16 protein-coding genes and 1 tRNA gene are annotated in these 24,068 nt (G+C 69.5%); 8 read left to right on the top strand and 9 right to left on the bottom strand.

Translation table 11 applies throughout. The annotated features are described in order from the left end of the window. Positions 1–75 precede the first annotated feature (75 nt). The 8 genes from WDLP6_RS25575 to glgX form a co-directional block, all read right to left on the bottom strand. The gene (locus WDLP6_RS25575) at positions 76–981 is read right to left on the bottom strand and encodes an NAD(P)/FAD-dependent oxidoreductase (protein ID WP_162594621.1); all 906 of its coding nucleotides are present in this window, start codon (positions 979–981) and stop codon (positions 76–78) included. Continuing rightward, positions 978–2,744, bottom strand: a complete 1,767-nt coding sequence (selB, locus tag WDLP6_RS25570) for a selenocysteine-specific translation elongation factor (RefSeq protein WP_162594620.1) — start codon at positions 2,742–2,744, stop codon at positions 978–980. The genes WDLP6_RS25575 and selB overlap by 4 nt, the downstream gene beginning before the upstream one ends. Further along, the gene (selA, locus tag WDLP6_RS25565; protein WP_162594619.1) at positions 2,741–4,165 is read right to left on the bottom strand and encodes an L-seryl-tRNA(Sec) selenium transferase; all 1,425 of its coding nucleotides are present in this window, start codon (positions 4,163–4,165) and stop codon (positions 2,741–2,743) included. The genes selB and selA overlap by 4 nt, the downstream gene beginning before the upstream one ends. 46 nt (positions 4,166–4,211) lie before the next feature. Further along, positions 4,212–4,303: transfer RNA gene (locus WDLP6_RS25560), tRNA-Sec, on the bottom strand. A gap of 125 nt (positions 4,304–4,428) precedes the next feature. Next, entirely contained in the window at positions 4,429–6,909 is a 2,481-nt protein-coding gene (locus WDLP6_RS25555; protein ID WP_162595256.1) for a glycogen/starch/alpha-glucan phosphorylase, read from the bottom strand. Between the two features lie 32 nt (positions 6,910–6,941). Then, the gene (gene glgA / locus WDLP6_RS25550; RefSeq protein ID WP_162594618.1) at positions 6,942–8,405 is read right to left on the bottom strand and encodes a glycogen synthase GlgA; all 1,464 of its coding nucleotides are present in this window, start codon (positions 8,403–8,405) and stop codon (positions 6,942–6,944) included. A gap of 4 nt (positions 8,406–8,409) precedes the next feature. Further along, the gene (gene glgC, locus WDLP6_RS25545; protein ID WP_232077313.1) at positions 8,410–9,705 is read right to left on the bottom strand and encodes a glucose-1-phosphate adenylyltransferase; all 1,296 of its coding nucleotides are present in this window, start codon (positions 9,703–9,705) and stop codon (positions 8,410–8,412) included. A gap of 68 nt (positions 9,706–9,773) precedes the next feature. Further along, positions 9,774–11,810, bottom strand: coding sequence for a glycogen debranching protein GlgX (glgX, locus tag WDLP6_RS25540; RefSeq protein ID WP_162594616.1), 2,037 nt, complete (start codon positions 11,808–11,810; stop codon positions 9,774–9,776). Between the two features lie 141 nt (positions 11,811–11,951). Here glgX and leuS point away from each other — a divergent pair, with 141 nt between their 5' ends. From leuS to gshB, 8 genes are all read left to right on the top strand, one after another. Further along, the gene (gene leuS, locus WDLP6_RS25535; RefSeq protein ID WP_162594615.1) at positions 11,952–14,606 is read left to right on the top strand and encodes a leucine--tRNA ligase; all 2,655 of its coding nucleotides are present in this window, start codon (positions 11,952–11,954) and stop codon (positions 14,604–14,606) included. Between the two features lie 5 nt (positions 14,607–14,611). Beyond that, the gene (locus WDLP6_RS25530; RefSeq protein WP_162594614.1) at positions 14,612–15,121 is read left to right on the top strand and encodes an LPS-assembly lipoprotein LptE; all 510 of its coding nucleotides are present in this window, start codon (positions 14,612–14,614) and stop codon (positions 15,119–15,121) included. Then, positions 15,121–16,182, top strand: a complete 1,062-nt coding sequence (gene holA, locus WDLP6_RS25525; RefSeq protein WP_162594613.1) for a DNA polymerase III subunit delta — start codon at positions 15,121–15,123, stop codon at positions 16,180–16,182. Before WDLP6_RS25530 ends, holA begins: the two co-directional genes overlap by 1 nt. 91 nt (positions 16,183–16,273) lie before the next feature. Continuing rightward, the gene (locus WDLP6_RS25520) at positions 16,274–17,566 is read left to right on the top strand and encodes a glutamate-5-semialdehyde dehydrogenase (protein WP_162594612.1); all 1,293 of its coding nucleotides are present in this window, start codon (positions 16,274–16,276) and stop codon (positions 17,564–17,566) included. Positions 17,567–17,703: 137 nt separating this feature from the next. Further along, entirely contained in the window at positions 17,704–18,999 is a 1,296-nt protein-coding gene (gshA, locus tag WDLP6_RS25515; RefSeq protein WP_162594611.1) for a glutamate--cysteine ligase, read from the top strand. A 156-nt stretch (positions 19,000–19,155) separates the two neighbouring features. Continuing rightward, the gene (locus WDLP6_RS25510; RefSeq protein WP_162569925.1) at positions 19,156–21,024 is read left to right on the top strand and encodes a potassium transporter Kup; all 1,869 of its coding nucleotides are present in this window, start codon (positions 19,156–19,158) and stop codon (positions 21,022–21,024) included. 31 nt (positions 21,025–21,055) lie between these two features. After that, positions 21,056–22,324, top strand: a complete 1,269-nt coding sequence (locus WDLP6_RS25505; RefSeq protein ID WP_162569924.1) for a benzoate/H(+) symporter BenE family transporter — start codon at positions 21,056–21,058, stop codon at positions 22,322–22,324. Further along, positions 22,324–23,277 carry a glutathione synthase gene (gene gshB / locus WDLP6_RS25500; RefSeq protein ID WP_174259904.1) on the top strand — a complete coding sequence of 318 codons (954 nt, stop codon included), beginning with the start codon at positions 22,324–22,326 and terminating at the stop codon, positions 23,275–23,277. The genes WDLP6_RS25505 and gshB overlap by 1 nt, the downstream gene beginning before the upstream one ends. Before the next feature lie 4 nt (positions 23,278–23,281). Here the strand turns inward: gshB and WDLP6_RS25495 are convergent, their stop codons facing one another. Further along, the gene (locus WDLP6_RS25495) at positions 23,282–24,046 is read right to left on the bottom strand and encodes a class II glutamine amidotransferase (RefSeq protein ID WP_162594610.1); all 765 of its coding nucleotides are present in this window, start codon (positions 24,044–24,046) and stop codon (positions 23,282–23,284) included. Between the last annotated feature and the right edge of the window lie 22 nt (positions 24,047–24,068).

Genomic DNA, 24,068 nt, shown 5'->3' with positions numbered 1-24,068 from the left:
CCTCGGCGCGCACCAGACCGGGGCGCAAAGGGTCTTTTCGCAATATCCGAATGACGCCGGCCCGCGCGCGGCCGATCAGGCCTTCGTGCGCGCCGCCAGTTGCGCGACGACCGCGCGCGCCGCGGCTTCACCGTCGGCCACGGCCTCGGCCAGCGAACCCCCGCAGCCCGCGCGCACGGCACCGGCGGCGAACACGCCCGGCATCGCCGTCTCCAGGTTCTGCGCGGTGACGACCGCGCCTCGCCCATCGCGCGCGATGGCTGCGGGCAGGAAGCCGCTCGCCGGCTGCAACCCCACGAAGGCGAAGAAGCCGCTGCACGGAATCGCCTCGCCGTTCACGCGCACGCCTTCGACGCCATCGGTGCCGAGCACTTCGGTGACTTCGCTGTGCCAGTGGACCTCGATGTTGGCCGCTGTGCCGACGGCCTCGATCCAATGCGGCTGCGCGCGGAAGGCGCCGCCCCGATGCACCAGGTGCACCGTGCTGCAGAAGCCGGACAGCACCATCGCCGACTGCAGCGCCGAATCGCCGCCGCCGGCCACCGTGACCGCCTGACCCTGGAACAAGGGCCCGTCGCAGTCGGCGCAATGGGACACGCCCTTGTGCTCGAGTTCCGCTTCGCCCGGCACGCCGAGCTTCTTCAGCGCTGCGCCGGAAGCGACGATGACGGCGCGCGCGCGATGGCGCCCCGCATCGCTGACGACCACCAGCGCATCGCCGTCGCGCTCGATGCCGCTCGCGACCGCCTCGAGGTTCTCGCCGCCGAGCTCGATGACGTCGCCCGCCCAGGTGGACGAGAGTTCGGCGCCGCTGCCCCGGATGGCGCCGTCCAGTTCGTTCACGTTGAGCACGAGGCCGCCGAACATCTGCGCTTCGAGCCATGCGGTGCCGAGCCCGGCGCGCAGGGTCGCGAGCGCGGCATTCAAGCCGGCCGCGCCGGCGCCGATCACGACGACGTCGTGCGATGAGGTGTCGCTCATGGGGATCTTTCTCCTTGGACGGATGATGCAGAGGACGGGTCCGCGCGCAGCATGCGCACGTCGCCCACGCGCCGGGTGATGCCGAGGCGGTCGAGCGCCTCGAGCACCTGCACCGCGAGCGCACGGCCGATGCCGGCGCTGTCGCGAAACTGGCCCGCGGTGAAGCGGCCCTCGGGCATGGCCTGCGCGACGCCGCGCGCGACCTCGATGAATTCGTCCGTCGTCGCGCGCAGGTAGAAGCGCTCGTCGTTGACGCGCACCGCGTCGCCGGCCTGTGCCTTGCGATGCAGCATGTCGCGCAGCACGGAGTCGCGAACCCCCAGTGCCTGCGCCAGCTGCACCACGCTCAGGCCCGTGCGCGCGGCCTGCTTCAGTGCGGGTTGCGCGAGTTGCCACAGGCGCAGGTGCTCGGGGTTGTCGGCCGGCATCTCCTGCGGCTTGCGCGCCAGCCTTGCGTCGGCGGCTGCCGGCGTGAGCACCAGCGCCTGCGTGCCCGTGCCGATGCTCGCGAGTCCGGCCTGCTTCAACAGCCGCGCGAAGGCCTCCGGATCGAGATTGACATTGCGCGCAAAGGCCGCCGCGTTCACCCCGGCCGGCGCGCCGGCCACCAGCGCCTGCAAGGTTTCGAGCGCCGAGGGCAGAGCCAGCGCCCGCAGTTGCCGCCGGCGTGCCTCGGCAGGCAGGCGGCGCGGCACCGGGAACGCATCGAGCACCCGGCCGCCGCCGACCGTGCGCTGCGCGGACTGGTCGCGCACGATGAAGCGGTCGCCATGCAGCGCGGAGATCGGTTGATCGACGACGAGGCGGGCGAAGGCGCGACCGCCGGGCTCCACCGATTCGCCGCGCCGCAGCGAGACGCGCGCGGTCACGTCGCGCGTGCCCAGATGCAGATGCACCGGCGTCCAGTGGCGCAGCGCATGCGCCTCGGCGGCCAGCACCTGCAGCTCGACGTCCAGCCGCGTCGTCGGCGCGTGCAGTTCGGGATGCAGCACCCAGTCGCCGCGCTGCACCTGCGACAGCTCGACGCGCGCGAGGTTGAGCGCGCAGCGTTCGCCGGCCTCGGCGCGCTCTGCCGCCGCGCCGTCCTTCTGGATGCCGCGCACGCGCACCTCGCGCCCGCCCGGCGACAGCAGCAGCCGGTCGCCGGCGCGCACCATGCCGTCGAAGACCGTGCCGGTGACCACCGTGCCGGCACCGGCGACGGTAAACGCGCGATCGATCGCGTAGCGCAGGCGCCGTCCCTGGACCGCGCTGCGCCGGCAACCCGATGCCGCACTGGCCAATTCGTCACGCAGCGCGGCGATGCCTTGGCCGCCGATGGCCGAGACCGACCGCAGCGGCGCGCCCTCGAGCGAGGTGCCCGCCAGCAGCGCGCGCACCTCGCGCTCGACGGCCTGAAGCCGCGCGCCATCGACGCGGTCCGCCTTGGTGATCACCGCGATGCCGCGGCCGATACCGAGCAGGTCGACGATGTGCAGGTGCTCGCGCGTCTGCGGCATCACGCCGTCGTCGGCGGCGACCACCACCATCGCGTAGTCGACGCCGCAGACGCCGGCCAGCATGTTGCGCACGAAGCGCTCGTGGCCCGGCACGTCGACGAAGCCGAGCAGCGCGCCGCCGGGCGTGCGCCAGTAGGCGAAGCCGATGTCGATCGAGATGCCGCGCGCTTTCTCCTGCGGCAGCCGGTCGGTGTCGACGCCGGTGAGCGCCTTCACCAGCGTCGTCTTGCCGTGGTCGATGTGGCCCGCGGTGGCGACGATCACGCTTCGTCCCGCAGGCGCTGCAGGTGCACGAGCTGGCCGGTGAACTCCGCTTCCTGCGCCGCGTCCAGGCAGCGCAGGTCCAGCCACAGCGCGTTGTTGCGGATGCGGCCGATCACTGGCACGGGGAGTTGGCGGAATGCCGTTGCCAGCGCTTCCACGCCGGCGCCGCGCGGATGCACCGGCGTCAGACGCAGGCCCGCGCTCGGCAAGGTGTCGACCGGCAGTGCGCCGCTGCCGATCTGGCTCGCGCAGTCGGCGACCTCCGCCTCGGCGTCCGAGCCCACGGCGTCCTGCACGAGAGCGCAAAGGCGCGTCGCCTGCGCGGCGATCTCGTCATGGCCGCGCGTGAGCAGGCGCATCGTCGGCAGCCGCGCGCGCAGGCGCTGCGGATCGTCGTAGAGCGCGAGCACGGCTTCCAGTGCCGCGAGGCGGACCTTGTCCAGCCGCAGCGCGCGTTTCATCGGATTGCGGCGGATGCGCGCGACCAGCTCCTTGCGGCCGACGATGACGCCGCATTGCGGACCGCCGAGCAGCTTGTCGCCGCTGAAGCTGAGGAGGTCGACGCCGGCCGCGAGCGCCTCGCGCGGCGTCGGCTCGTGCGGCAGGCCGAAGTCCTCGAGGGCCACCAGCATGCCGCAGCCGAGGTCCTCGATCATCGGCAGGCCGCCTGCGTGGGCGATGCGTGCCATGGCCGCCGCATCGACCTCGGCCGTGAAGCCGCGGATCTCGTAGTTGCTCGCGTGCACCTTCATCAGCGCCGCGGTGTGCTCGCCGAGGGCCGATTCGAAATCGCGCGGATGGGTGCGGTTCGTCGTGCCCACTTCGCGCAGCACGCAGCCGGCGCTGGCCATGATCTCGGGCACGCGGAATGCGCCGCCGATCTCGACCAGCTCGCCGCGCGACACCACCACTTCGCGGCCGGCCGCCACGGTGTTGAGCATGAGGTAGACCGCGGCGGCATTGTTGTTGACGACCACGGCCGCCTCGGCGCCGGTCAGGCGCAGCAGGCGCTCCTCGACGTGGCTGTCGCGCTCGCCGCGGCCGGCGCCGTCGACGTCGTACTCGAGGTTGACGGGCCGCAGCATCGCCTGCGTCGCTGCGGCCACCGCTTCGGCCGGGTAGAGCGCGCGCCCGAGGTTGGTGTGCAGCACGGTGCCGGTCAGGTTGAACACCGGCCGCAGCGAAGGCCGCGCGGCAGCCGCGAGCCGCTCGCCGCATTCGGCCGCCAGCGATTCTTCGTCGGGCGCCGTGGCCGCGCGCTCGGCCGCCAGCCGGCGGCGCTGTTCGGCCAGCAGCTGGCGCAGGCAGGCCAGGACCGATGGCCGGCCGAAGTCCCGCGCCAGCGCCTCGAAGGCCGGCGCCTTCAGCAGCGCATCGACCGCGGGAATGGCGCGGCGCGCCGGGCTGGTCGAAGTCAGCATGATGGAAGGGTGGCGGTGGCGCGCGCGTTCATGGCAAGTGACTCGGCGGAAGAGAGTGGGAGTCGAACCCACACAGGATCGCCAGCGACCCACTCCGGGTTTGAAGTCCGGCCACTCCACCGGGAGTGTGTCCCTTCCAGGATGCGGACCATCCTAGGGACTGCGCGGGCCGTCGCCAATGCGCGAATACCAAAAACACCCTTTGGTTTTTCGAACCGAAGGCGCGGGCCGCCCGCCCGCCGGCGGCCCTTCGGGCGGCGCGGCTACAGCACCACCGGCTTGGTGTGCCAGATCTCGTGCGCGTACTCGGCGATGGTGCGGTCCGACGAGAAGGCGCCCATGCCGGCCACGTTGAGGATGGCCTTGCGCGTCCAGGCATCGGCATCGCGGTAGAGCGCATCGACCCTGGCCTGCGTCTCGATGTAGCTCGCGTAGTCGGCCAGCAGCAGGTAGTGGTCGCCCCAATCGACCAGCGCATCGTAGATGCCGTGGTAGCGCGCCGGCTCGGCGGGCGAGAAGGCGCCGTCGCGGATCGCGTCGAGCGCGCGCTGCAGGTCGGGGTTGGCGGCGTAGATGTCGCGCGGCTGATAGCCGCTGGCGCGGATCGCCGCCACCTGCGGCGTGGTGTTGCCGAAGATGAAGATGTTGTCGTCGCCGACGTTGTCCTTCATCTCGACGTTGGCGCCGTCGAGCGTGCCGATGGTGAGCGCGCCGTTGAGCGCGAACTTCATGTTGCCGGTGCCCGAGGCCTCGGTGCCGGCGGTCGAGATCTGCTCCGACAGGTCGGCCGCCGGCATGATGATCTCGGCCAGGCTCACGCTGTAGTTGGGTAGGAACACGACCTTGAGCAGCTTGCCGACGCGGCCGTCGTTGTTGATGGTCGCCGCGACGTCGTTGATGAGCCGGATCACCTGCTTGGCCACCACGTAGGCCGAGGCCGCCTTGCCCGCGAACACGACCACGCGCGGCACCACGTCGGCCACCCGGCCGGCCTCGTGCGCGGCGACGATGTGCTGGTAGCGCGTGACCACGTGCAGCACGTTGAGCAGCTGGCGCTTGTATTCGTGGATGCGCTTGACCTGGACGTCGAACATGGCGTCGGTGTCGAGGTCGATGTGCAGATGCTGCTCGACCCAGTTGGCCAGGCGCAGCTTGTTCTCGCGCTTGGCATGGCGAAAGGCGCGCGCGAAGGCCGGCTGCTCGGCCATCGGCCGCAGCGCCGACAGCTGCGTCAGGTCGCGCCGCCAGCCGCGGCCGATGCGGCGATCGAGCAGCGCCGCCAGCGGCGGATTGGCCTGCGCCAGCCAGCGCCGCGGCGTCACGCCGTTGGTCTTGTTGTTGAAGCGCTCGGGGAAGAGCTTGGCGAAGTCCGCGAAGATCGATTGCTTCATCAGCTCCGAATGCAGGCCCGACACGCCGTTGATCGAATGGCTCGCCAGCACCGCCACGTAGGCCATGCGCACGCGCCGCTCGCCCGACTCGTCGACCAGCGAGAGCCGGCGCAGCAGCTCGACGTCGTTGCCGAGCTTCTGCGTCACCGTCGCGAGGAAGCGCGCGTTCATGTCGTAGATGATCTGCAGGTGGCGCGGCAGGATGCGGCCCAGCATCTCGACCGGCCAGGTCTCGAGCGCCTCGTGCATCAGCGTGTGGTTGGTGTAGCTGAAGACCTTCTGCGTGTGCGACCAGGCGGTGTCCCAATTGAGCCCGTGCTCGTCGATCAGGAGGCGCATCAGCTCGGGCACGGCCAGCACCGGGTGCGTGTCGTTGAGGTGGATGCTGACCTTGTCGGGCAGGTCGTCGAAGCTCGTGTGGTTGCGCAGGTGGCGGCGCAGCAGATCCTGCACGCTGGCGCTGACGAAGAAGTACTCCTGGTGCAGCCGCAGCTCTCGGCCCGAGGGCGTCGAGTCGTCGGGGTAGAGCACGCGCGAGACGTTCTCCGAATGGTTCTTGCTTTCCACCGCCGCCATGTAGTTGCCGCGGTTGAAGGCCGACAGGTCGATCTCCTCGGTGGCGCGCGCGGACCACAGGCGCAGCGTGTTGGTGGCCTGCGTGCCGTAGCCGGGGATGATGGTGTCGTAGGCGACGGCCAGCACGTCGTAGGTGTCGACCCAGTCGGCCGCGCCGTCGCGCGCGGACGTGCCTTCGCGCCGCTGCACGTGGCCGCCGAAGCGCACCCGGTAGTTGACCTCCGGCCGCGCGAACTCCCACGGGTTGCCGCGCGTGAGCCAGTAGTCGGGCGTCTCGACCTGCTGGCCGTCGACGATCTTCTGCCGGAACATGCCGTACTCGTAGCGGATGCCGTAGCCGAAGCCCGGCACGCCGAGCGTGGCCATCGAATCGAGGAAGCACGCGGCCAGCCGGCCGAGGCCGCCGTTGCCGAGCGCGGCATCGGGCTCGCGCTCGGTGATCGCCTCCATGTCGACGCCGAAGTCGGCCAGCGCCTCGCGCACCGTGTCGTAGAGGTCGACCGCAAGCAGCGCGTTGGTGAAGGTACGGCCGATGAGGAATTCCATCGACATGTAATAGACGCGCTTGAGGTCCTGCGCGTAGTTGGCGCGCGTGGTGGTCATCCAGCGCTCGACCAGTTGGTCGCGCACGGCGGCGGCGGTCGCATGCAGCCAGTCGTCCTGGCTGGCCGCGACCGGGTCCTTGCCGACCGCGTAGATGAGCTTGTTGGCGACGGCGCGCTTGAAGGCGGCGACATCGCGATCGGGATGATCGTAGGCGAAGTCCTTGAGGGTCATCGGGGACTCGGCCAGCTGAATGGTTTGTGCGCTCAAGAGAGAGACTCCTCGTAGACGGTGATGTAGCGCGCCGCCGCGGCGGCCCAGTCGGCCGGACGGCGCATGGCATGGGCGCGCACGCGGCGCCAGTCGGCGGGCCGCGCATGCAGCGCGAAAGCCCGGCGCATGGCGCGCGTGCAGCCTTCGATGTCGAAGGGGTCGAACACGAAGCCGGTGGCCGTGCCATCGGCCATGTCTTCGAGCGTGCAATCGACCACCGTGTCGGCCAGGCCGCCGACGCGGTGCACCAGCGGAAGACTACCGTACTTCAGTCCATACATCTGTGTCAGACCGCACGGTTCGAACAACGATGGCACCAGGGTCACGTCGCCGGCGCCGAACAGGCGGTGCGCGAGCGGCTCGCTGTAGCCCAGCGTGGCGCTGACCGATCGCGGCGTGCGGGCCGCGCGCTCGCGGAACGCGGCTTCGAGCGGCGCATCGCCGCTGCCCAGCAGCGCGAGCTGCCCGCCCTGCGCGAGCAGCACGTCGAGGGCGCCGAGCACGAGGTGCAGGCCCTTCTGCTCGGTCAGCCGGCTGACCACGATGAAGAGCGGCGCATCGGGCTCGGCAGCGAGGCCCAGCTCTTCCTGCAGCGCGGCCTTGCAGCGCGCCTTGCCGGCCGGGCGCCGCACATCGAAGCGGTGCGGGATCAGCGTGTCGGTGGCCGGATTCCAGACCGCATCGTCGACCGCGTTGAGGATGCCGCTGAGCACGCTGGCGCGGCTGTGCAGCAGGCCGTCGAGGCCGAAGCCCTGCTCGGGCGTCTGGATCTCGCGCGCATACGTCGGGCTCACGGTGGTGATGCGGTCGGCGAAGCACAGGCCGCCCTTCATGAACGAGAGCTGGCCGTAGAACTCGAGGCCGTTGACGCCGAAGGCCGCGGGCGGCAGGCCGAGCTCGGCGAAATGCCAGGCCGCGAACAGGCCCTGGTAGGCCAGGTTGTGCACGGTGAACACGCTGCCCACGCGCGGACGGCCGTTCGGCGGCGCGAAGGCCAGGTAGGCCGGCGCCAGGGCGGCATGCCAGTCGTGCGCGTGCACGACCTCGGGCTGCCAGCCGGCATCGAGCCCCTGCGCGAGCTGCGCGCCGGCCCAGCCCAGCAGGGCGAAGCGCCGGTGGTTGTCGGCATAGGCCTGGCGCTTCGCATCCTCGTAGGGATTGCCGGGCCGGTCGTAGAGGGCCGGTGCATCGATCACGTAGGCGCGGATGGCCGGCACCGCGCCGGCGCCCGGCACGTAGCCCGTGCGCAGCTGCACGCTGTCGCCCCACGGCGTCGTGAGTTCGGCCAGCGGCGCGATGTCGTCGAGGCCGGCCAGGATCGCCGGGAAGCCCGGCAGCAGCACCCGCACGTCCTGGCCCGCGGCCGCCAGCGCGATCGGCAGCGCGCCGGCGACGTCCGCCAGCCCGCCGGTCTTGAGCAAGGGGAAGAGTTCGGCGCTGACCTGCAGGATCCGCATCGAGCTATTGCGCTGCCAGGCGCGCGAGCATCTCGCGCGTGATCAGCACCACGCCGTTGTCGGTGCGCTCGAAGCGGGCGGCGTCGGCCTCGGCATCGACGCCCACGACCATGCCTTCCGGGATGACGCAGGCGCGGTCGACGACCACCTTGCTCAGCTTGGCGCGGCGCCCGACCTCGACGTCGGGCAGCAGCACGGCCTCCAGGATCTCGCAGAAGGAATGCACGCGCACGCCCGAAAAAAGCACCGAATCCTTGACCTGCGAGCCCGAGACGATGCAGCCGCCGGAGACGATGGTGTTGACCGTCATGCCGTTGTTGCCGTCGATGTCGACCACGAACTTGGCCGGCGGCAGCTGGCGCTGGTAGGTCCAGATGGGCCAGTCGGTGTCATAGATGTCGAGCTCCGGGGTGACCGACGCGAGGTCGAGGTTGGCCGCCCAGAATGCATCAATCGTGCCCACGTCGCGCCAGTAGGCCTTGGTGTCGGGCCCGATCGGGCCGCGCGTCACGCAGGACATGCCGAAGGGATGCGCCGCCGCGCGGCCCTGGGCCACGGCGCGCGGAATGATGTCCTTGCCGAAGTCGTGCTCGGAGTCGGGATTGGCGGCGTCTTCCTCGAGCAGCTGGTAGAGGTATTCGGAATCGAACACGTAGATGCCCATGCTGGCCAGCGCGATGTCGGGGTGCCCGGGCATGGCCGGCGGGTCGGCCGGCTTCTCGAGGAAGTCGGTGATGCGGCGATCGGCATCGACCGCCATCACGCCGAAGGCGGTGGCCTCCATGCGCGGCACCTCGATGCAGCCGACGGTGCAGCCCAGGCCGTGCGCGACGTGGTCGGAGAGCATGATCGAGTAGTCCATCTTGTAGATGTGGTCGCCGGCCAGCACCACCACGTAGTCGTGCGGCGTGGAGCGGGTCTGGATGATGTCGAGGTTCTGGAACACGGCATCGGCCGTGCCGCGGTACCAGTGCTCGTCGCTGGTGCGCTGCTGGGCCGGCAGCACGTCGACCATCTCGTTGAGCTCGGCGCGCAGGAAGCTCCAGCCGCGCTGCAGGTGGCGCATCAGCGAATGCGACTTGTACTGCGTCACCACCGCCATGCGGCGGATGCCGGAGTTCAGGCAGTTGGAGAGCGCGAAGTCGATGATGCGGAACTTGCCGCCGAAGTACACCGCCGGCTTGGCGCGCCGGTCGGTCAGCTGCTTGAGACGCGAGCCGCGGCCGCCGGCCAGCACCAGGGCGATGGTGCGGCGAACGAGCTGGTGGGCCTGCAGTGGGGGTTGCGCGGTGGTTCCCATCATGTGCCTCCGGTGGTGGTGATGTTCTTCGGCCGGCCCAGCCTAGCACCCCGGCGGGCGCTTGGCTTCTACGTTCTTGCGACCCAGAGGCTGGTGGGCAGCAGCAGCTGGGGGCCTTGCAGCGGCAAGGCGCCGTCGTCGTCGGCATCGCTGGCCAGCCGGCGCGTCCAGTTGCCGGGCGGCAGCTCGAATTCGACCAGATGCTCTTCGGCATTCACCAGCAGCAGCCAGCCCGGCGCGGGCGCCACGGCGTCGAACACGATCGCGAGCGCATGGCGGTCGGCGCGTTCCCAATCGGCCGGCGTCATCGCGCGGCCCTCGGGCGTCAGCCAGCGCAGCGCGGCGGCGCCGGTCCGCGGCGTGCCGGGCCACCAGGCGTTGCTGCGCAGCGGCTCGGCCTCGCGGCGCAGCGCCAGCACGCGGGCGACGAAGGCGGCGAGGCCGGCGTCGGCCCGGTCCCAGGCCAGCCAGGTGGTTTCGTTGTCCTGGCAGTAGGCATTGTTGTTGCCGCGCTGGGTGTGGTCGATCTCGTCGCCGGCCAGCAGCATGGGCGTGCCCTGCGCGAGCAGCAGCGCCGCCAGCAGCACGCGCTGCAGGCGGCGGCGCTCGGCCCGCACGGCCGGATCGTCGGTGTCGCCTTCGACGCCGAAGTTGCGGCTCAGGTTGCGGTCGCTGCCGTCGCGGTTGTTCTCGCCATTGGCGAGGTTGTGGCGCTCGTCGTAGCTCACCAGGTCGCGCAGCGTGAAGCCGTCGTGCGCGGTGATGAAATTGACGCTCGCGGTCGGTGCACGTGCGTCATGCGCGAACTCCGCGCTGGAGCCGGTGAAGCGCTGCGCGAAGTCGCCCAGGCCGGTACCGCGGTGCAGCCAGAAGGCGCGCTGCGTGTCGCGAAAGCGGTCGTTCCATTCGAGCCAGCCGGTCGGGAATTCGCCCAGCCGGTAGCCGCCGGGGCCGAGGTCCCAGGGCTCGGCGATCATGAGTGTGCCGGCCAGCACCGGGTCCTGGGCGATGGCCGCCAGCAGCGGCGCGCGCGGGTCGAACTCGCCGCCCGTGCGGCGCGCCAGCACGGGCGCGAGGTCGAAGCGGAAGCCGTCGACGCCGAGCTCGCTCACCCAATGGCGCAGGCTGTCCATCACGAGCTGCAGCACGCGCGGCTCGGCCAGGTTCAGGCAGTTGCCGCAGCCGGTCCAGTTCTCGTAGAGCGCACGGTCGTCCGGTCGCAGGTGGTAGTAGAGCGCGTTGTCGATGCCGCGCAGGCTCAGCGTCGGCCCGAGCTCGTCGGTCTCGGCGCTGTGGTTGTAGACCACGTCGATCACCAGCTCCATGCCGCGCGCATGCACCGCATCGGCCAGGGCGCGGAATTCGGTCGCCGGCGTGGTGCCGGGCCGGCCGCTCCAGTAGCGCGCCTCGGGCGCGAACCAGCCGATCGGGCTGTAGCCCCAGTAGTTGCTGAGGCCCATTGCCAGCAGGCGTTCCTCGTCGGCGCGCTGCTGCACCGGCATCAGGCTCAGCGTGGTGATGCCGAGCTGCTGCAGGGGGTCGAGCACGGCCGGCTCGGCCAGGCCGGCGTAGGTGCCGCGCAGGGCCTCGGGCACGGCGGGATGCAGGCGCGTTTGGCCGCGCACGTGCAGCTCGTACAGCACGCGCAGGCCGGGGTCGATGCGCGGGCGCGCCGGGCCGCCGGCAGGCAGCGGCGCCGCGACGCGGGCCTTGAGCGCGATGCCCGCGTTGTCGCGCGGATCGCGGCGCTCGGGTTGCGCCGGATCGTGGCCGAGGAACAGCGCCTCGCCGCCATAGCGGCCGACCACCTCGCGCGCATACGGATCGAGCAGCAGCTTCGCCGGGTTGAAGCGCTGTCCCTCGTGCGGCGCCCAGGGCCCGTCGACGCGCCAGCCGTAGACCAGCCCCGGCCGGCCGCTGGGCAGCCGGCCGTGCCAGACGCCGTCGGTGCAGGCCGGCAGCGGCAGGCGCTGCTGCTCGTGCTGGCCCGTGCCGTCGAACAGGCACAGCCAGACGCCGGTGGCGTTCGGGGCGGCGAGCGCGAAGTTGATGCCTTCGGAAGTGGGGGTGGCGCCCAGCGGCCAAGGGGTGCCTGTGCTCAGCATGTTGTTGCGGGGAGGTTGTCCTTGACCATGCGTGCCCTTGGGATTCGAAAATCATTGTGGCACGCGCCAAGTGCGCCATCGCCGTACCCGCGATAATCCGCCTTCCCCGGCCGCCCGGCGCCGGGGCCTGTCCCAAGCCCAATGAATCCCAGCTACAAACCCAGCGACGTCGAATCGGCCGCCCAGGCCCACTGGACCGCGGCCGACGCCTACCGCGTGACCGAGGACACGCGAAAGAAGAAGTACTACGCCTGTTCGATGCTGCCGTACCCCAGCGGCAAGCTGCACATGGGCCACGTGCGCAACTACACCATCAACGACATGCTCACGCGCTACCTGCGCATGAGCGGCTACAACGTGCTGATGCCGATGGGCTGGGATGCCTTCGGCCTGCCGGCCGAGAACGCGGCGCTCAAGAACGGCGTGCCGCCGGCGAAGTGGACCTACGAGAACATCGGCTACATGAAGAGCCAGCTCCAGGCCATGGGGCTGGCGATCGACTGGAGCCGCGAGATCGCGACCTGCGATCCGTCCTACTACAAGTGGAACCAGTGGCTGTTCCTCAAGATGCTCGAGAAGGGCATCGCCTACCGCAAGACGCAGGTCGTCAACTGGGACCCTGTCGACCAGACCGTGCTGGCCAACGAGCAGGTGATCGACGGCAAGGGCTGGCGCACCGGCGCCACCGTCGAGCGGCGCGAGATCCCCGGCTACTACCTCAAGATCAGCGACTACGCCGAGGAACTGCTCGAGCACACGCAGCACAAGCTGCCAGGCTGGCCCGAGCGCGTCAAGCTGATGCAGGAGAACTGGATCGGCAAGAGCGAGGGCGTGCGCTTCGCCTTCACCCATCGCATCAAGGACGCGCAGGGCGCGCTGATCCAGGGCGGGCGCATGTACGTCTTCACGACGCGCGCCGACACCATCATGGGCGTGACCTTCTGCGCCGTGGCGCCCGAGCATCCGCTGGCGCTGCATGCCGCGAAGACGAATCCGAAGGTCGCCGCCTTCATCGAGGAATGCCGCAACGGCGGCACCACCGAGGCCGAGCTTGCCACGCAGGAAAAGAAGGGCGTGCCCACCGGCCTGACGGTGATGCACCCGATCACCGAGGAGCAGGTGCCGGTGTGGGTCGGCAACTACGTGCTGATCGGCTACGGCGACGGCGCCGTGATGGGCGTGCCCGCGCACGACGAACGCGACTTCGCCTTCGCCAACAAGTACGGCATCGAGATCATCCAGGTCGTGCTGGTCGACGACGAGCCGCATTTCGACTACCACCGCTGGCAGGACTGGTACGCCGACAAGCAGCGCGGCGTGACCATCAACTCCGACAACTTCAGCGGCATGTCCTATGCCGAGGCCGTCAAGGCCGTCGCGCATGCGCTCGGCCAGAAGGGCCTGGGCGAGATGCAGACCACCTGGCGCCTGCGCGACTGGGGCGTGAGCCGCCAGCGCTACTGGGGCACGCCGATCCCGATCATCCATTGCGACACGCACGGCGCGGTGCCGGTGCCCGAGAAGGACCTGCCGGTCGTGCTGCCGACCGACTGCGTGCCGGACGGCTCGGGCAATCCGCTGGTCAGGCACGAGGGCTTCCATGCCGGCGTGGTCTGCCCCGTCTGCGGCCAGCCCGCGCGGCGCGAGACCGACACCATGGACACCTTCGTCGACAGCTCGTGGTACTTCATGCGCTACTGCGACCCGAAGAACGAAGAGGCCATGGTCGGCGAGGGCGCGAAGTACTGGATGCCGATGGACCAGTACATCGGCGGCATCGAGCACGCGATCCTGCACCTGCTGTATGCGCGCTTCTGGACCAAGGTGATGCGCGACCTCGGCCTGGTGAAGGTCGACGAGCCCTTCGCCAAGCTGTTGACGCAGGGCATGGTGCTCAACCATATCTTCTACAGGCGCAACGAGAAGGGCGGCAAGGATTACTTCCCGCCGTCCGAAGTCACGCCCGTGCTCGATGCCCAGGGCCGCATCGTCGGCGGCACCGCGGCCGACGGCACGCAGGTCGACTACGGCGGCGTCGGCAAGATGGGCAAGAGCGAACGCAACGGCGTCGACCCGCAGGACCTGATCGAGAAATACGGCGCCGACACCGCGCGCCTGTACACCATGTTCACCGCGCCGCCCGAGGCCACGCTCGAATGGAACGACGCCGCGGTGGAGGGCAGCTCGCGCTTCCTGCGCCGGCTCTGGAACTTCGGCGTCGCGCTGCATGCCGGCGGCAGCGCCGGTGGCACCCGCGTCAAGGCCGCTGCGAAGCTCAGCGGCTACGGCGAGGAGGCCAAGGCGCTGCGGCGCGAAGTGCACACCGTGCTGCGCCAGATCGACTACGACTACCAGCGCATGCAATACAACACGGTGGTGTCGGGTGCGATGAAGCTGCTCAACGCGCTCGAAGGCTTCAAGCCCGCGGCGCCGCACGCCGGCGACCGCGCCGCCGTGCATGAAGGCTTCGGCATCCTGCTGCGCTGCCTCTATCCGGCCACGCCGCACATCACGCACCAGCTCTGGCAGCAGCTCGGCTACGACGGCGAATGGGGCGATCTGCTCGATGCGCCCTGGCCCACAGTCGACGTTGATGCACTGGCGCAGGACGAGATCGAGCTGATGCTGCAGGTCAACGGCAAGCTGCGCGGTTCGGTGCGCGTGCCGGCGGGTGCGTCCAAGCAGGAGATCGAGAAGATCGCGCTGGCCAGCGAGGCCTTCACCAAGCATTCCGACGGCGCCGCGGTCAAGCGCGTCATCGTCGTGCCCGGGCGGCTGGTCAACGTGGTGGTATGAAAAGCATGAACACACGCCATCCGCTGCCGCGCCGCGGCTTCCTGCTCGCCGCAGCGCTTTCCGTCACGGTGGCGGGCTGCGGCTTCGAACTGCGCAAGGCACCCGTCTTCCCGTTCAAGACCCTGGTCGTGCAGGGCAGCTCGGCCTTCACGAACAGCGTGCGGCGCAATCTGCGCGCGGCCGGCAACGTGGAGCTGCTGCCTGCCGACCAGGCCGCCAAGGCCGATGCGGTGCTCGAGATCCTGGCCGAGAACCGCGAGCAGCTCGTCACCTCGACCAACTCCGCCGGCCAGGTGCGCGAAATCCAGTTGCGCCTGACGGTGCGCTTCCGGCTGCGCGGCCAGGCCGGCAAGGAACTGCTCGCGCCGACCGCCATCACGCAGACGCGCGACATCACCTACAACGAGACCGCTGCGCTCGCGAAGGCCAGCGAGACCGAGCTGCTGTACGTCGACATGCAGAACGACATCGCCCAGCAGATGATGCGCCGTCTCGCGGCGGTCAAGGCCAGCTGATGCAACTGGGCGCCGCACAGCTGGAAGCCCATTTGCAGCGCGGCCTCCAGCCGCTCTACGTGATCCATGGCGACGAGCCGCTGCTCGCGCAGGAGGCGGCCGATGCGATCCGCGCCGCAGCGCGCCTGCAGGGTTACACCGAACGCAGTTCGTACACCGTGGCCGGCGCGCATTTCGACTGGAGCGCGGTGCTCGCGGCGGGCGGCTCGCTGAGCCTGTTCGCCGACCGGCAGATCGTCGAGATCCGCATCCCCTCGGGCAAGCCGGGCAAGGACGGCAGTGTCGCGCTGCAGCAGATCGCCGAGTCGGCGCCGGGCAACGACAGCACCCTCACGCTGGTCATGCTGCCGCGCCTGGACAAGGCGACCCGCACCGGCGCCTGGTTCTCGGCGCTCGAGAGCCGCGGCGTCAGCCTGCAGGTCGAGACCGTCGAGCGCGCCGCGCTGCCGCCATGGATCGCGCAGCGGCTCGCGCAACAGGGCCAGCGGGTGAAGGGCGGCGAGGAGGGCCAGCGCACGCTGCAGTTCTTCGCCGACCGGGTCGAAGGCAACCTGCTGGCCGCGCACCAGGAGATCCAGAAGCTCGCGCTGCTGCATCCGCCGGGCGAATTGAGCTGGGAGCAGGTCGAAGGCGCGGTCAACAACGTCGCGCGCTACGACGTGTTCAAGCTGTCCGAGGCGGTGCTCGCCGGCCAGCCGCAGCGCGTCGCGCGCATGCTCGACGGCCTGCAGGCCGAAGGCGAGGCCGAGGTGCTGGTGCACTACACCCTGGCCGAGGACATCCGCGCGCTCAAGCGCGTGAAGGACGCCATGGCCGCCGGCCGGCCGTTGCCGATGGCGCTGCGCGAGAACCGCATCTGGGGCCCGCGCGAGCGCGCCTTCGAGCGCGTGCTGCCGCGGCTGGACGACCGCCTGCTCGTGCGGCTGCTGCGCGCCGCGCACGTGGTGGACGGCATCGTCAAGGGCCTGAAGCAGCCGGACTGGCCGGCCAGCGGCTGGCAGGCGCTGCAGCGGCTGGCGCTGATGCTGTGCCGTGCCTGCGCGGCGCCCGCGCGCGGCTGATCGCGCCACCGGCGGCGCCGGTTCTTGTTTTGCGAACGCAGCGTTTCCGCGCGTTCTTCGCGTGCGGACCTTCGCATGGGAAAATGCGGCCATGAACGCGTTCAACGTCAGCGAACACATGCAGACCCTCGGCCTGCAGGCCAAGGCGGCCTCGGCCCTCATGGCACGGGCCGACGCCGCCACCAAGAGCAAGGCCCTGCGCGCGCTCGCGCGTCGCCTGCGCGACAACGCCGCCGCGCTGGCGCCGGCCAATGCGCGCGATGTCGAGCGTGCCACCGCCGCCGGCCTGTCGGCGCCGATGGTCGATCGCCTCAAGCTCACGCCCAAGGCCATCGAGACGGTCGCCCTCGGCTGCGAGCAGTTGGCCGCCATGCCCGACGTGATCGGCGAAATCATCGGCATGCGCCAGCAGCCCAGCGGCATCCGGGTCGGCCAGATGCGGGTGCCGATCGGCGTCTTCGGCATGATCTACGAGAGCCGGCCCAACGTGACCATCGAGGCCGCGAGCCTGGCCATCAAGAGCGGCAACGCGGCCATCCTGCGCGGCGGCTCGGAAGCGATCGAGTCGAACAAGGCGCTGGCCCGGCTGGTGTCCGAATCGCTGGCCGAGGCAGGCCTGCCGGTCGAGGCGGTGCAGCTGGTGCAGACCACCGACCGCGAAGCCGTCGGCCAGCTGATCGCGATGCCCCAGTTCGTCGACGTGATCATCCCGCGCGGCGGCAAGGGGTTGATCGAACGCATCAGCCGCGATGCCAAGGTGCCGGTCATCAAGCACCTGGACGGCAACTGCCACGTCTACGTGGACGACACGGCCGAGCTCGGCATGGCGGTGAACATCGTCGACAACGCCAAGACACAGAAATACAGCCCCTGCAACGCGGCCGAAGGGCTGCTGGTCGCGGCCTCGATCGCCGACCGCTTCCTGCCGGAGATCGGCGCGATCTTCGCGGCCAAGGGCGTGGAGATGCGCTGCGATCCTGCCGCCGCGCGGATCCTGCGCGCTGCCGGCGCGCTGCCGGCGGGCGCGGCGGTCGTCGACGCGGTGGCGTCCGACTGGTCGGAGGAATACCTGGCCGCGGTCATCAGCATCAAGGTGGTGGCGGATGTCGACGAGGCGATCGCGCACATCAACGGCTACTCGAGCCATCACACCGATGCCATCGTCACGCGCGATCATGTGAACGCCCAGCGCTTCCTGCGCGAGGTCGACTCGGCGAGCGTGATGGTCAATGCGAGCACGCGCTTTGCCGACGGCTTCGAGTTCGGGCTCGGCGCGGAGATCGGCATCAGCACCGACAAATTCCATGCGCGCGGGCCGGTGGGTATCGAAGGGCTGACCTCGCTCAAATACATCGTGCTGGGCCAGGGCAACACGAGAAGCTGACCCCCACCCAGGGTTGCTCGCTTCGCGGCGTTTCCCGAAGGGGATGGAAGATGACGCGGTTGTCATCTTCGAGGTCGCCCCCAAATCCTACAATTCCAGTCCACCTTTCGCCGCAGAACGCACAACAAGGCCGCCGCATGGTCCCCCATCTCGTCACCGCCCTGACCGGCCCCATCAACGAACTCGAGCAGCGCGTTCTCGACTCCATGCCGGCCATCGAGCGCTGGTTCCGTCTCGAGTGGATGGAGCACACGCCGCCGTTCTACAGTTCGGTGGACATCCGCAACGCGGGCTTCAAGCTGGCGCCGGTCGACACCAACCTCTACCCGGGCGGCTGGAACAACCTGACCCGCGAGATGCTGCCGCTGGCGGTGCAGGCCGCCCAGGCCGCGATCGAGAAGATCTGCCCGGAGGCGCGCAATCTGCTGGTGATTCCGGAAAACCATTCGCGCAACACCTTCTACCTGGCCAACGTGGCACAGCTGGTGCGTATTTTTCACATGGCAGGGCTCAACGTGCGCGTGGGCTCGATCGATCCCGCGATCAAGTCGCCCAAGAAGATCGAGCTGCCGAACGGCGACACCGTGTGCCTGGAGCCGGTGGTGCGCGGCAAGCGGCGCCTCGGCCTCAAGCATTTCGACCCCTGCACCATCCTGCTCAACAACGACCTGGCGGCCGGCACCCCGGGCATCCTCGAGGATCTGCACGAGCAGTACCTGCTGCCGCCGCTGCACGCCGGCTGGTCGGTGCGCCACAAGAGCAACCATCTGCACAGCTACGAAGAGCTCTCCAAGCGCTTCGGCAAGCTGCTGGGCATCGACCCATGGCTGATCAACCCGATGTACGCCAAGGCCGGCGAGGTCAGCTTCGCGGATGGCACCGGCATGGACGTGCTGACCAGCCATGTGGACGCGATGCTCACCAAGATCCGCCGCAAGTACAAGGAATACGGCATCAACGAGAAGCCCTTCGTCGTCGTCAAGGCCGACAACGGCGCCGGTGCCATGGGCGTGATGACGGTGCGCGACGTCAAGGATCTCGAGACCCTCGGCCGCCGCTCGCGCGGCAAGGCCGGTGCCGCCGGCGTGGGCGCGGAGCGCAGCGAGGTGATCGTCCAGGAGGGCGTGCTGACCAACGAGCGCGTGCACGATGCCGTGGCCGAGCCGGTGGTCTACATGATGGACCGCTACGTGGTCGGCGGCTTCTACCGCGTGAACGCCGAGCGCAGCCCGGACGAAAACCTCAACATGCCGGGCGCCAGCTTCGTGCCCTTGGCCTTTTCGGAGAGTGCGCACTTACCGCAACCCGGCGCCAAGCCCGGTGCCAGCGCGCCGAACCGGTTCTACATGTACGGCGTGATCGCCCGGCTGGCGATGGTGGCGGCCAGTTACGAGCTCGAAGCCACCAACCCGGACGCCGAAATCTACGAATGATTTCCGGCCGCGTCTTGCGAGGCCGGCCGGCGGCTGCAAAATAGCGACCCCACAGCAACGCAAACGAGGGGGCGGAGGGCGAAGCGGCAACCTTGCGAGGCGGCCGGCGCGCCCGGGCGAGCATCACGGCGCCGGACGACCCTTTGCACCGACTTCGTGTCCCGTTCCAAATCTTCCTCCGCCGCGCTGATCCTCGCGGCCATCGGCGTTGTCTACGGCGACATCGGCACCAGCGTGCTGTATGCGGTCAAGGAGGTGTTCGGTCACGGCCATGTTCCCTTCACGATCGAGAACGTCTACGGCATCCTGTCGATGTTCTTCTGGACGCTGACGGTGATCGTGTCCCTGAAGTACGTGGTGCTGGTGCTGCGGGCCGACAACGAAGGCGAGGGCGGCCTGGTCGCGATGCTGGCGCTGGCCTCGCGCGCGGTCGCCGACAAGCCGCGGCTGCGCCGGGTGCTGCTGGTGGTGGGCATCTTCGGCACCTCGCTGTTCTATGGCGACGGCGTCATCACGCCGGCCATCTCGGTGCTGTCGGCGGTCGAGGGCCTGGAGGTGGTGTCGCCGCACTTCGGGCACTACGTGATCCCGGTCACCCTGGTCGTGCTGTTCTGCCTGTTCGCGGTGCAAAAGAGCGGCACCGCGGGCATCGGCCGCTTCTTCGGCCCCATCACGCTGTCCTGGTTCTGCGCCATCGCGCTGCTCGGCGTGTCGCAGATCGTCGTGCATCCGGAAATCCTCAAGGCGCTGAGCCCGCACTATGCGCTGCGCTTCATCTGGGGCAACCCGGTCACCAGCTTCATCATCCTGGGCGCGACGGTGCTGTGCGTGACCGGCGCCGAGGCGCTCTATGCCGACCTCGGGCACTTCGGCAAGGGGCCGATCCGCATCGCCTGGTTCTCGGTCGTGATGCCGGCGCTGACGCTCAACTACTTCGGCCAGGGCGCGCTGCTGCTGGAGAACCCGCTGGCGGTCAAGAACCCGTTCTTCATGATGGCGCCCGAGTGGGCGCTGGTGCCGCTGGTGTTCCTGGCCACGGCGGCCACGGTGATCGCGTCGCAGGCCCTCATCACGGGCGCCTTCAGCGTCACCCGCCAGGTGATCCAGCTCGGCTACCTGCCGCGCCTGAACATCGAGCACACCAGCGTGCGCACCGCGGGGCAGATCTACATCCCGTTCGTCAACTGGGGGCTGTTCGTCGCCATCGTGCTGGCGGTGGTCATGTTCCGCTCGTCGAGCAACCTGGCCGCGGCCTACGGCATCGCCGTCACCACCGACATGCTGATCACCACCGTGCTGACCTTCTTCGTGATCCGCTACGCCTGGAAGTACCCGCTGGCGCTGTGCATCGCGGCGACCGGTGCCTTCTTCGTGGTCGACTTCCTGTTCTTCGCTTCCAACCTGCTCAAGCTGTTCGAGGGCGGCTGGTTCCCGCTCATGATCGGCGGCGGCATCTTCACGCTCATGATCACCTGGAAGGAGGGCCGCCGCCTGATGGGCGAAACGCAGCTCGCCGAGGCCATCGATCTGCGCAGCTTCCTCGATTCGGTGTTCGTCACGCCGCCGGCGCGCGTCGACGGCACGGCCGTGTTCATGACCGCGGAGCCCGGCGTGGTGCCGAATGCGCTGCTGCACAACCTCAAGCACAACAAGGTGCTGCACGAGCAGAACCTGTTCGTCACAGTGCGCAACCACGAGGTGCCGTGGATTCCGATGGACAAGCGCATCGAGATGGAGCCGCTCGGCCACCATTGCTGGCAGGTGATCGTGCACTACGGCTTCAAGAACGACGTCGAGCTGCCGCGCGCGCTCGAACACGCGCGCCTGCGCGGCTGCCAGCTCGAGCCGATGTCGACCAGCTACTTCCTGTCGCGCGACGTCGTGATCCCGACGCTGGGCAGCGGCATGGCGCCGTGGCGCGAGAAGCTGTTCGCGCAGATGCATCACAACGCGAGCGGCGTGGCGGATTTCCTGGGCTTGCCGAACAATGCCGTCGTCGAGCTGGGCTCCAAGATCGAAATCTAGGCTCGCCCGCGACCCCGGCACAATTCCGCGCATGCGATTTTTCAAGGATCTGAGCCTGTCGGCTTTCACCGCAGGCTTCGTCGCGGTGCTCGTGGGCTTCACGAGCTCGGTGGCGATTGTGTTCCAGGCCGCGCTGGCCTTCGGCGCCACGCCCGAGATGATCAGCTCCTGGATGTGGGCGCTGGGCCTCGGCATGGGGCTGGCCTCGGCGCTGCCCTCGCTGTGGCTGCGCAAGCCCGTGATGATCGCCTGGAGCACGCCCGGCGCCGCGGTGCTCGCGAGCGCCGGTGCCGGCTACACGATGAACGAGGCGGTGGGCGCCTTCATCGTGTGCGCCGTGCTGATGGCGCTGGCGGGCGCCACCGGCTGGTTCGAGCGCGTGATGAACCGGATCCCGATGGCCATCGCCTCCGCGCTGCTTGCCGGCGTGCTGGCGCGCTTCGGCCTCGACGCCTTCATCGCCGCCAGGACGGCGCTGCCGCTAGTGCTGCTGATGCTCGGCACCTACCTCGTCGCCAAGCGCTGGCTGCCGCGCTACGCGGTGCCGCTCACGCTCGCGGTGGCGGTCGCCTTCGCCGCCGCGCGTGGCCAGCTGGCCTGGAGCGCGGTGCACTTCAGCATCGCCAAGCCCGTGTTCACGATGCCGGTCTTCAGCTGGCAGGCGGCGGTCAGCCTGGCGCTGCCGCTGTTCGTGGTGACGATGGCCTCGCAGAACCTGCCGGGTGTCGCCGCCGTCCGCGCCGCGGGCTACGAGATGCCGGTCTCCAGGCTCATCACGCTCAGCGGGCTGGTCACGCTGGTGCTCGCGCCCTTCGGCGCCTTCGCGCTCAATCTCAGCGCCATCACCGCGGCCATCTGCATGGGCCGCGAGGCGCACGAAGATCCGGCGCGGCGCTACACCGCGGCGGTCAGCTGCGGTGCGATCTACGTGGTGATCGGGCTGTTCGGCGCCGCGGTCACGGGCATCCTGACCGCGTTCCCGAAGGAACTGGTCATCGCCATCGCGGGGCTGGCGCTGCTCGGCACCATCGGCAGCGGCCTGGCAGCGGCGGTGCGCGACGAATCGCATCGCGAAGCCGCGCTGATCACCTTCCTCGTCACGCTGTCGGGCATCACCATCGCGGGCGTCGGCTCCGCGTTCTGGGGCGTGGTGGCGGGCGCCGTCGCGCTCGGCATCCAGCAGCTCGGCCGCAGACCCTTTGCCAGCAGGGAAATCGCCATCGGCGGCAAGATCGAGCCCGACGCCCGCGCCGCTGCCGACGCGACGCCCTCCACGCCGACCGGCGGAAAGACCTTCTGATGCACATCCTCTTCGTGGCCGACCCGCTCGACCTGTTCAAGATCTACAAGGACAGCACCTTCGCGATGATGCGCGAGGCGCAGCGCCGCGGCCATCGCATCGCGGCCTGCGTGCCGCAGGACCTGCAATGGTCCTCGGGCAAGCCGGTGAGCGCGACGGTGCAGCAGATCACCCTGACCGGCGATCCGCACGACTGGTACCACGAGGACCTGCGCGAATCGATGGCGCTGAAGGATTTCGACGTCGTCGTGATGCGCAAGGACCCGCCCTTCGATGCCGAGTACATCTACGCCACCCACCTGCTCGAACAGGCCGAGCGCGAAGGCGCGCACGTCGTCAACAAGCCGCGCGCGCTGCGCGACCATCCCGAGAAGCTGGCGATCATGGAGTTCGCGCAGTTCACGACGCCGACCCTGGTCACGCGCAGCGCCTCGGCGGTGCGCGATTTCCACGCCGAGCACGGCGACGTCATCCTCAAGCCGCTGGACGGCATGGGCGGCATGGGCATCTTCCGCGTCAAGGCCGATGCGCTGAACCTGGGCTCGATCGTCGAGACGCTCAACAAGGACGGCGCGGAGACGATCATGGTGCAGCGCTTCGTGCCCGAGATCACCGAGGGCGACAAGCGGGTGCTGGTGATCGGCGGCAAGCCCGTGCCCTTCAGCCTCGCGCGCATTCCGCAGGGCACCGAGGTGCGCGGCAATCTGGCGGCCGGCGGCAAGGGCGTGGCGCAGCCGCTGAGCGCGCAGGACCTGCGCATCGCCGAGGCGATCGGGCCGGTGCTGCACGCGCGCGGCTTGCTGCTGATCGGGCTGGACGTGATCGGCGGCTCGCTGACCGAGATCAACGTCACCAGCCCGACCTGCTTCCAGGAGATCACGGAACAGACCGGCTTCGACGTGCCGGCGATGTTCATCGACGCGCTCGAGGCGACCCTACCCTCGAAAAGCTAGTGGGTTAGCCGGCGCGCTGCCCGTCGACGAACACGGCGAGCTCCTGCGGCGCGAATGCGGTCCAGGTCTCGTTGGTCGTGAGCGGCGCGGTCACCACCACGGCGACGCGATCGTCCGGCGTGGTGTGCTGCGCGAAGTCGATGCTGAGGTCTTCGTCGGACAGCTCGGCGGTCACGAAGGGATGCTTGCGTTCGACATACCAGAGGTTCGTCGACGCATGGGCCCAGAGCGCCTGGCCGTTCGAGAGCATGAAGTTGAAGGTGCCGTGGCGCGCGAAGCGCGGCGCCAGTTCGCGCAGCGTGAGGGTCAGCTCCGCGATGCTCGGCACGCCCGCATGCGACTTGGCCAGTTCCTGCATGAGCCAGCAGAACGCATGCTCGCTGTCGGTGCTGCCGACCGGGCGGAAGCTGCCGTGCAGGCGCGGGCGGAAGTCCTTCAGGTCGCCGTTGTGGGCGAACACCCAGTAGCGGCCCCATAGCTCGCGAACGAAGGGGTGGCAGTTCTGCAGGTTCACCGCGCCCTGCGTGGCCTTGCGGATGTGGGCGACGACGTTGCGGCTCTGGATCGGGTAGCGCCGGATCAGCTCGGCCACCGGCGACTCGCAGGCCGGCTGATGGTCGACGAAGTGCCGGAGGCCGCGGTCCTCGAAGAAGGCGATGCCCCAGCCATCGGCGTGATGGTCGGTGCGCCCGCCGCGCTGCGCGAAGCCCGTGAAGCTGAAGGTCACGTCGGTGGGCGTGTTGCAGTTCATTCCAAGCAGCTGACACATGGGGTAGAGCTTACCCCCAGGC

It is taken from the genome of Variovorax sp. PBL-E5 (assembly GCF_901827185.1).
Taxonomy (GTDB): domain Bacteria; phylum Pseudomonadota; class Gammaproteobacteria; order Burkholderiales; family Burkholderiaceae_C; genus Variovorax.
The sequence above is the reverse complement of the archived record's forward strand: the minus strand, read 5'-3'. Positions and strand labels throughout refer to the sequence as shown.

What these genes read in the sequence shown, in the direction of transcription:
- WDLP6_RS25575 (WP_162594621.1), bottom strand. Translation starts at nt 981, where the DNA reads ATGAGCGACACCTCATCGCACGACGTCGTCGTGATCGGCGCCGGCGCG.
- selA (WP_162594619.1), bottom strand. Translation starts at nt 4,165, where the DNA reads ATGCTGACTTCGACCAGCCCGGCGCGCCGCGCCATTCCCGCGGTCGAT.
- WDLP6_RS25555 (WP_162595256.1), bottom strand. Translation starts at nt 6,909, where the DNA reads ATGACCCTCAAGGACTTCGCCTACGATCATCCCGATCGCGATGTCGCC.
- glgA (WP_162594618.1), bottom strand. Translation starts at nt 8,405, where the DNA reads ATGCGGATCCTGCAGGTCAGCGCCGAACTCTTCCCCTTGCTCAAGACC.
- glgC (WP_232077313.1), bottom strand. Translation starts at nt 9,705, where the DNA reads ATGGGAACCACCGCGCAACCCCCACTGCAGGCCCACCAGCTCGTTCGC.
- glgX (WP_162594616.1), bottom strand. Translation starts at nt 11,810, where the DNA reads ATGCTGAGCACAGGCACCCCTTGGCCGCTGGGCGCCACCCCCACTTCC.
- leuS (WP_162594615.1), top strand. Translation starts at nt 11,952, where the DNA reads ATGAATCCCAGCTACAAACCCAGCGACGTCGAATCGGCCGCCCAGGCC.
- WDLP6_RS25530 (WP_162594614.1), top strand. Translation starts at nt 14,612, where the DNA reads ATGAACACACGCCATCCGCTGCCGCGCCGCGGCTTCCTGCTCGCCGCA.
- holA (WP_162594613.1), top strand. Translation starts at nt 15,121, where the DNA reads ATGCAACTGGGCGCCGCACAGCTGGAAGCCCATTTGCAGCGCGGCCTC.
- WDLP6_RS25520 (WP_162594612.1), top strand. Translation starts at nt 16,274, where the DNA reads ATGAACGCGTTCAACGTCAGCGAACACATGCAGACCCTCGGCCTGCAG.
- gshA (WP_162594611.1), top strand. Translation starts at nt 17,704, where the DNA reads ATGGTCCCCCATCTCGTCACCGCCCTGACCGGCCCCATCAACGAACTC.
- WDLP6_RS25505 (WP_162569924.1), top strand. Translation starts at nt 21,056, where the DNA reads ATGCGATTTTTCAAGGATCTGAGCCTGTCGGCTTTCACCGCAGGCTTC.
- gshB (WP_174259904.1), top strand. Translation starts at nt 22,324, where the DNA reads ATGCACATCCTCTTCGTGGCCGACCCGCTCGACCTGTTCAAGATCTAC.
- WDLP6_RS25495 (WP_162594610.1), bottom strand. Translation starts at nt 24,046, where the DNA reads ATGTGTCAGCTGCTTGGAATGAACTGCAACACGCCCACCGACGTGACC.